We start from the raw sequence: 7,201 nt of genomic DNA, 5'->3' as shown, positions 1-7,201 counted from the left end.
ATCCCAACCTTAAAAAAATAAGCCGCAGAAATACTATCCACGGCTAGGAATGTTACCTTATGTCATTCAGTTTTATAACCTATCCAGACGTGCTCCTATGTTATTGGACCGGATGGTTTGGCCAGGGGGAAAACCCCCCAGCAATGTCTTGATGCAGTCGCTCATGGGGGAAACCCCCAAGACCGTAATGGTGCGTTTTCCGTAGGCGAATTAAATTCGCCACGGGTCGCACCTCTGCATCGCTTTAACGTTTTAACGGAGCCTGAAGTACTTGGTCATAATTGTTATGAATTCTCCGGGAACATCCGTCCGCTGCAGAGGACTCCACTCGGATATTTGGGCGTAGCCCATTGCATACAGGGCATGCATGGTATTAGTTACTGCCTTGCGGTCGCCCTTTAAAATGTGCTGAACACGGATTTTTTTGTTGGAAGAATCCTCTGGATTGTTGTCTGGATTATTAGTTGGAAATTCTGATGGCATAAGGGTAACCTTTTGCTTTTTGTTTACATATATAATCGTAATGATTATAATTTAATTTGTCAAGGGTTTTTATAATTTTTTTTTTGAGGGAGAATGTAAAGAAATGCGATCGTAAGCGATCAGCGATCAGTTATCAGCTATCAGCTATCAGCTATAGCAAAGGGAACAGGGAACAGGGAACAGGGAACAGGGAACAAGAATTTTTACAATTCCTACACGGATTGCTATATCAGCTATCAGCTATCAGCTAATGAGCGTAGCCCATAGTCTGATAGCTGAATGCTTACGGAAACGTGCCTCAACCCAACCTACGTTTATAATTGGGTACGGATTTTATAAAAATTCAACACGATCAATCATATCTTCAGGAGTATAAACCTCATACATTAACACCAAAGTTTCAATAATTTGACCAAGAGAACGCTTAGTTTGATGACAATAAGCAATGCCTGAATGATTTGGATTTATAACTGCTAGTTTAAGAAAATCATCATCATGAGTTACTAATACTCTCCCTTCTCGACTTGCAAAAGCTAATTGAGACTCATCACTTTTAGTTCTCAACTGTACCTCAACTGTAGTTGTTACATCAATTCCACGATGGCGTAATTCCCGGGCAATTACCGATTTAATATGCTCATCCAAATGATAACGAATCCTTTTACTCACCCTTTAAATTCCTAAGTTTTTCCTGTAATAAAGAAGGGTTATTTTTAGCAAAATCCTGAGCAAATGCTTCACCTTCTGCCCTACGAATTTCCAGTTCTTCTCGATGATCGTAATAATAGGCCATTGCCGCATGAACCGAAGCTAGAGATAAATTATAATCTTTAGCAATATCTTCAAGAGATTCTGACAGGTTTAGATAGCAATTGACAATATCAATAACAGCTATCCTTGTTCCCGTAATGCAAGGTTTACCGAAGCGAATTTCGGGATTAATACTAATATGTTCTGTACTTACTTGTGTCCTACTCATTTTTTGATTAGATATCCTTTTAATTCAATTATAGCAGTTTTCAATTAGGTGTTGTACAAAGTGCGATCGCTTTTGTAGGGTGGGCAAATGGACATAATTCCTAATCAAATTGTCAAACTCTCAGAATTTGCCCACCCTACCACTAATAGGTGGGCAAATGGACATGATTCTTTATCAAATTGTCAAACTCTCAGAATTTGCCCAACCTACCACTAATAGGGTACGCCCTACGCAACAGCAAATTCCGTATCTTTCCTGCGTTCAGGTGACTTAAAACCCAAAACAATTTGCTCTTTTGGGACACCAGCTTCAACGAATTCGTTAGCCACTCCAACTTCTGTGCCATCTCGTTGAATCCAGATTTTTCCATCGATAATATCAACATGGATTAAACAACCATGCTCATAGTGCTTATTCTGACGGCCTAAAATCATCAGCAGGTAGCGATCGGATTCCGGATCAAAGACCGTCTCAAACTTAATATCTCCATGCTTATAGGGCACTTTTGTATGATTTGTGATAATTTCTCGAATTAGTTTGCGGTAATTAGTTAATCTATCCATCGGATAATAACCTCCCGATTGGGGTCAAAGACAATATAGCAATTCTTATTTGGGTGAGGTACAAATTCTTGAGTTTTAGGGAGCAGGGAGCAGGGAGCAGGGAGCAGGGAGCAGGGAGCAGGGAATTTCGGATCAGCTCTTGTAGGGTGGGCAAATGGACATGATTCGTAATCAAATTGTCAAACTATCATTATTTGCCCACCCTACCCCACTGAGTTATGGAAAGCTGACGGCACCTCAAGTAGCGTGAGCTTTTAGCTCACCGCTGACGGCTGAATGCTTATTTAGCAGGAGAACTATATTTTGAAATTAAACCAACAGGAGGATATGAACCATGAACTCTATCAACTATGATACTCTCAGCTTAGAAGAACTAAGACAATATGTCTTGACCCATCGAGAAGATACCACCGCTTTTTATGCTTATATTGACCGTTCAAAAGCAGATGGACGAATGATTACTGTAGATTTAGAAGATAATAATTGGTAAGAAAATATCACCAAACAAATACAAAACGGTAACTGAATTAAAACACTAGTTATCGGAAAAACGGCGACCATTATTGTAGGGTGGGCAAATTAGCCATGATTTCTCATCAAACCGACAACCGCTTGAATTTTGCCCACCCTACCTATTCTTGTCGGGTGGGCAAATAGCTTTTTAAAGTAAGCATATGCGCTACGCGCACGCTGCGCGAACAGCTAAAGGCCGTTGGCCACGCTTTCGGCAAAGCCGACGCTTCGCGAACGCGAACAGCCGTCAGCCGTCAGCTTTTATTCAAAAGCTGATAGCACCTCAAGTAGCGTGGCCTACGGCCAATGGCTGATAGCTGATCGCTGATAACTGTTCGCGTAGCGTGCGCGTAGCGCATTAGCTGACGGCTGATAACTAAATGCTTACACCAAATTTTATTTTGGTTCATATGAATATTTATTACTTTATTTGAGATTGGCTTGTTAATAAAGTTTACATCCGCCCTCCTGATCAATGATATAGAATTTAGTTATGAATACAAACAAGAAAATTATACATCATATTTTTCGTGATGGCGTTAGTCAGCGCGGACGCTTGCTAAGGGAACTCGAACCAGATTATGTTTCCGTAGATGAGCGCGATGTTTCTGATTTACTCACCTTCGTACAAGAGTATGCCACAAAACTAAACTATTACGATGAGTCCAATCGGATAAATGGGGATTGGTCGAGTTTCTTTGGGGGAGATGTTGAGCAAATGCTTGCTTACATTAAGAACCCGGAAAGTTTTGCCGACGATCCATCGACACAAAGGCAATTAGCTCAACCTCATCTAGTTTTGTTGTTCACGTTTTTACAATTATTACGCTATCCTCAGCAACAGTTCAAGGCACTGACCCAAAGATATCTCGATTTTTATTATAAAGAGGTACTGCAGTTAAGGACAAAAGAGGAAGTTCCAGACAAAGTTAATGTAATTTTTGAGCTGGGGCAAGGAGAAGAAGCCCATCTTATTAACAAGGGTACTTTGCTCAGTGCTGGACAAGATAGTCAAGGGGTTAATATTAACTATGCCACCGATGAAGATATAGTTGTTAATCAAGCTCAAGTAGCCAGCATCAAAACGTTATTTATAGAAAAAAATTCTATTGGTTTAGAAGAAATTCATAATCAAGATAATAAGAGCGATCAAAGTTTTGAAAATATGCTGCGCTGGGCAGTTGGCAGACCCAACCAAGGAGACCAACTTCCTGATTTTGGTGAAGAAACTGTTGATATTGATTATCTCAAAGACAATATTTATCAAGCGATTCAAGATAATCAACCAACAGATGATAACATAACCTCTTATATTACAGAACAATTATTTTTCCTCAATACGGAAGATTTTAAGTATTGCTTTGATATCCATGATAGGCAAATAAATAAGGCCCAAGCAGATAAAGAAGAACCTACAGAATTAGAATGGAACGAAGTTTATAAAATACTAGAAAAAGCTTACAGAAAAAAATTACCATGGGGAGGCGTAATGCCTTAAAAGAAAAGCGAGAACAAGAAGAGCGAGAACAATTGGCTTTCAAGAGCATGATGGAATTGGCTCTTGGGTCACCTAATCCTGGCGATCCTTTGCCGAAAATGCCTAATGGTTATACAACTCTCCAAGAGATATTTGCTCATCTTGACCAAGAGCTAGTTATTAGATATGTCAAAAAAGAACTTTATCTGAGTGTGGCAGATTTCCGGAAGATTATGGAAATCCAAGCTACTACAGAAAATCCTGATTGGGAAGAAGTCTATCGCCTCGTTGAGAAAGCCCAAACCAAGAAAAGAAACTTTACTTACCCTCCTATTGGAAAAACCGAAATTAAAAATATCCATGGAAGTTCACTAGTTGACGCCGAAGAGGTACAAGCAACTAAAGCACAACGTTTTAATACTTTTGGCAACATTACTCAAACCTCACAAAATTCCATCGGTTTTGCCGTTACTTCTCCCGTCTTGTTGTTACAAGAAGGAACATGTAATATTACCCTTACCTTCACCGGTGAAGAAAGGACTTTGAATCGGGATAAGTTCCAGGCAATACTAAGTAGTGAAAATGGCCCTTTTGAAATTTACTTGAGTAGTGAAGCGCAATGGATACAACCGGAATCCTTTGAATATGAAATTGGCGTTTTTATTGTAGAAGATCCACTAGTATCTTATAGCAGTACAGAACTATCTCTGAGTTCCACTGCTTCGGACAACGATAACTTTACAAGTGTTTATTTTATTGAAGGCTCTGAACATACCTTTTCTGCTAGCAACGTGAAGCAACTTCTGGTTTGGAATGACGGTAAGATATTCCAGATTACAGGATTAGTTAATAATAATGAAGCTAATATACAGCAAATTGGTATCGGTAATTTCCCTCAAGATGCTGTTAGTACTGACAAGATTAACCTCTATCGTTCTTCTGCTATTTACCTTAACAGTTTACAGTTTCAGTTAAAACTCGATTCTACCCTACCAGCTATCTTGCCACCAAAACCAGATGAGTCAACTTTTTTCATCGCAACTTCCTATCCGATTGTAAAAATTCTGTTGAAAGAAATATCACCATCAGAAAATACCCAGGAAACACTTATCTATTACGATCAATTCAAATCAGTATCCTTAGAAAAAGTCAATATACAAGTTAAAGTAGAAAATATTCAAGATGTCCAACTGCGGAACGATAACTTAGTACTAAATCCCAAAACTCCTTTTAAACCCTTTGGCAATAATCCTAAAGTAGGTTCGGGTTTTTACTTCGCCAATCGAGAAATTAGCACCAAAAAGTTAGATAGTATTGCCATCAAGATGGAATGGATGGGACTTCCTCAAGACTTTGCTACCCATTATCAGGCATACAATAGCACCAAGATAATTCCGGAGGCAATTACTAATAACAGCTTTCAAGCCAGTTTGAAACTTCTCAATAACAGAAGCTGGGTGGATATTGAAGGTCCCAAATCCATCTTTACCCAAGAAGACAATACTTTAAGTAATCCAATTCACCTCAATTATCAAATTCCAGGCTATTCTTTGGATACTTATTCCTATGAAACCGATACAGACGATCCTTTTGAACAAAACAGGTATTTTCAACTGGAATTAGAAAGCCCAGATTTTGCCCATGATTTACATCCAGTAGTATCAACTAAGGTGGCTTTGTCAACGGATACAGACTTTGTTAAAGATAACGAAGGAAATGATACATCAACAAAAATCAAATCCCTGCCAGTTTATCTCCCTTACACCCCGGAAGTGAAAGCCATCTCCCTCGACTATACCGCCTCAGTAGAGATTGACTTGCAAGCCTCCCAAAGCGAGCAGGAACCTAGTAAAATATTCCAACTTAATCCCTTTGGCTATGCCGATATCCAAACTCTCAATCAAGACAACCAATATTATCTCCTACCGAACTATCAAGAAGAAGGCACTTTATACATCGGTATCCGCAATCTGCAACCACCCCAAAACATTTCCATCCTCTTCCAAATGATACCGGGCAGTGGTAATGGGGAACTAACTCCACCACAGATTCACTGGAGTTACTTGAGTGGTAATGCTTGGCGAGAATTTAAAGACACAGAGATGCTTTCCGATAGTACCAACGGGTTAGTCGATTCGGGGATTATCCGCTTGAGTATCCCTGAGGGAGCCACCAGTCAGCATAACTTGTTACCCAGTGGTTTACATTGGCTACGAGCTACCGTCACCGAAAATGCTGCTGCAATTCCTGATACTCTCGACATCAAAACCCAAGCAGTCAGGGCGACCTTTGTGAATCAGGGGAATGCAGCCGACCATTTAAGTAAACCCCTCGCAGCTAATTCTATTCAAGGATTTGTCACACGAGAACCCGCCATCAACACAGTACAACAGCCCTATAGTTCCTTTGGAGGTAAACCAAAAGAAGACAATCGCGCCTTCACCATGCGGGTGAGTGAAAGACTGCGCCATAAACAGAGGGCTATAACCGCCTGGGATTACGAACGCCTGGTACTGGAACATTTCCCCCAAATCTATAAGGTGAAATGTATCACCTCTGCTGCTGGCAACCACAATCCTGGTGATGCCAAGGTGACAGTGGTGGTAATTCCCGACATCTCTAATACTGCGCCTTTCTTTCCCCTGGAACCCAAAGCACCTTCCTACTTACTAAAGGAAATCCAGGCATACCTGCAAAACTATACCTCACCATTTGTGCAAATCGTGGTGAAAAATCCCCGCTACAAACCCATTCAATACAAAGTGGGTATCCGTTTTCTCGCTGGATATGACCAGGGGGACTATCTGAATCAACTCAATGAAGATATTAAATGCTTTTTGTCCCCGTGGGCTTATGAAGAACAAGCAGATATTACCTTTGGTAGTTCAATCCATAATTCCTCAGTGATCCATTTTATTGAGAAAAGACATTATGTAGATGATGTTGGCTATCTCAAATTAATTGAGCAAGTCCCCATCAAAGCTGGTTCTCAAGGTAAGTCAGATACCGATTATCCGGTGAATCCGTATAATCTCGCCCAAGTGCAACACCCGGATTCAATTTTGGTTTCTGCCCCTCAACATATTATCTGCCTGATGGGCACAGAAAATTCTTATGATGAAGAGGATTTTGAGGGGATTGATTATATGAGTATTGTTAATGATTTTGAAGTTAGTTAAAAGGAGT

General features: G+C 40.1%; 9 protein-coding genes. 4 read left to right on the top strand and 5 right to left on the bottom strand.

Features of this window, described 5'->3' with window-relative positions; genetic code table 11:
- Positions 1–100 precede the first annotated feature (100 nt).
- The 5 genes from LYNGBM3L_RS48915 to LYNGBM3L_RS23465 all read right to left on the bottom strand — a co-directional run bounded on the left by LYNGBM3L_RS48915 (position 101) and on the right by LYNGBM3L_RS23465 (position 2,025).
- A complete protein-coding gene (locus LYNGBM3L_RS48915; protein ID WP_267872082.1) occupies positions 101–223 on the bottom strand; it encodes a hypothetical protein in 123 nt (40 codons plus the stop codon).
- Between the two features lie 29 nt (positions 224–252).
- Positions 253–483, bottom strand: a complete 231-nt coding sequence (locus LYNGBM3L_RS23480; protein WP_009149621.1) for a hypothetical protein — start codon at positions 481–483, stop codon at positions 253–255.
- Between the two features lie 333 nt (positions 484–816).
- Entirely contained in the window at positions 817–1,152 is a 336-nt protein-coding gene (locus LYNGBM3L_RS23475; protein WP_009149619.1) for a DUF5615 family PIN-like protein, read from the bottom strand.
- Positions 1,145–1,462: a DUF433 domain-containing protein gene (locus LYNGBM3L_RS23470; protein WP_009149617.1), complete on the bottom strand. Its 318-nt coding sequence runs from the start codon at positions 1,460–1,462 to the stop codon at positions 1,145–1,147. Before LYNGBM3L_RS23470 ends, LYNGBM3L_RS23475 begins: the two co-directional genes overlap by 8 nt.
- A gap of 227 nt (positions 1,463–1,689) precedes the next feature.
- The gene (locus LYNGBM3L_RS23465; RefSeq protein WP_009149615.1) at positions 1,690–2,025 is read right to left on the bottom strand and encodes a XisI protein; all 336 of its coding nucleotides are present in this window, start codon (positions 2,023–2,025) and stop codon (positions 1,690–1,692) included.
- Positions 2,026–2,359: 334 nt separating this feature from the next.
- Between LYNGBM3L_RS23465 and LYNGBM3L_RS46055 the strand changes: the two genes are divergently transcribed.
- From LYNGBM3L_RS46055 to LYNGBM3L_RS23455, 4 genes are all read left to right on the top strand, one after another.
- Complete coding sequence (locus tag LYNGBM3L_RS46055; protein WP_165691870.1) at positions 2,360–2,515, top strand: DUF6887 family protein; 156 nt, start codon at positions 2,360–2,362, stop codon at positions 2,513–2,515.
- Positions 2,516–2,699: 184 nt separating this feature from the next.
- Positions 2,700–2,852: a hypothetical protein gene (locus tag LYNGBM3L_RS44155; protein ID WP_154659890.1), complete on the top strand. Its 153-nt coding sequence runs from the start codon at positions 2,700–2,702 to the stop codon at positions 2,850–2,852.
- A gap of 179 nt (positions 2,853–3,031) precedes the next feature.
- Positions 3,032–4,036 (top strand): baseplate J/gp47 family protein, encoded by a 1,005-nt coding sequence (locus tag LYNGBM3L_RS23460; protein ID WP_009149612.1) that lies wholly within the window; start codon positions 3,032–3,034, stop codon positions 4,034–4,036.
- Positions 4,015–7,194: a baseplate J/gp47 family protein gene (locus tag LYNGBM3L_RS23455; RefSeq protein ID WP_009149609.1), complete on the top strand. Its 3,180-nt coding sequence runs from the start codon at positions 4,015–4,017 to the stop codon at positions 7,192–7,194. The genes LYNGBM3L_RS23460 and LYNGBM3L_RS23455 overlap by 22 nt, the downstream gene beginning before the upstream one ends.
- Positions 7,195–7,201 lie beyond the last annotated feature (7 nt).

Origin of the sequence: Moorena producens 3L (assembly GCF_000211815.1) — a bacterium.
In the GTDB taxonomy this organism is placed as follows: domain Bacteria; phylum Cyanobacteriota; class Cyanobacteriia; order Cyanobacteriales; family Coleofasciculaceae; genus Moorena; species Moorena producens.
The sequence above is the reverse complement of the archived record's forward strand: the minus strand, read 5'-3'. Positions and strand labels throughout refer to the sequence as shown.

Coding starts and splice junctions, on each gene's coding strand:
- LYNGBM3L_RS23480 (WP_009149621.1), bottom strand. CDS start 483: ATGCCATCAGAATTTCCAACTAATAATCCAGACAACAATCCAGAGGAT.
- LYNGBM3L_RS23470 (WP_009149617.1), bottom strand. CDS start 1,462: ATGAGTAGGACACAAGTAAGTACAGAACATATTAGTATTAATCCCGAA.
- LYNGBM3L_RS23465 (WP_009149615.1), bottom strand. CDS start 2,025: ATGGATAGATTAACTAATTACCGCAAACTAATTCGAGAAATTATCACA.
- LYNGBM3L_RS46055 (WP_165691870.1), top strand. CDS start 2,360: ATGAACTCTATCAACTATGATACTCTCAGCTTAGAAGAACTAAGACAA.
- LYNGBM3L_RS44155 (WP_154659890.1), top strand. CDS start 2,700: ATGCGCTACGCGCACGCTGCGCGAACAGCTAAAGGCCGTTGGCCACGC.
- LYNGBM3L_RS23460 (WP_009149612.1), top strand. CDS start 3,032: ATGAATACAAACAAGAAAATTATACATCATATTTTTCGTGATGGCGTT.
- LYNGBM3L_RS23455 (WP_009149609.1), top strand. CDS start 4,015: ATGGGGAGGCGTAATGCCTTAAAAGAAAAGCGAGAACAAGAAGAGCGA.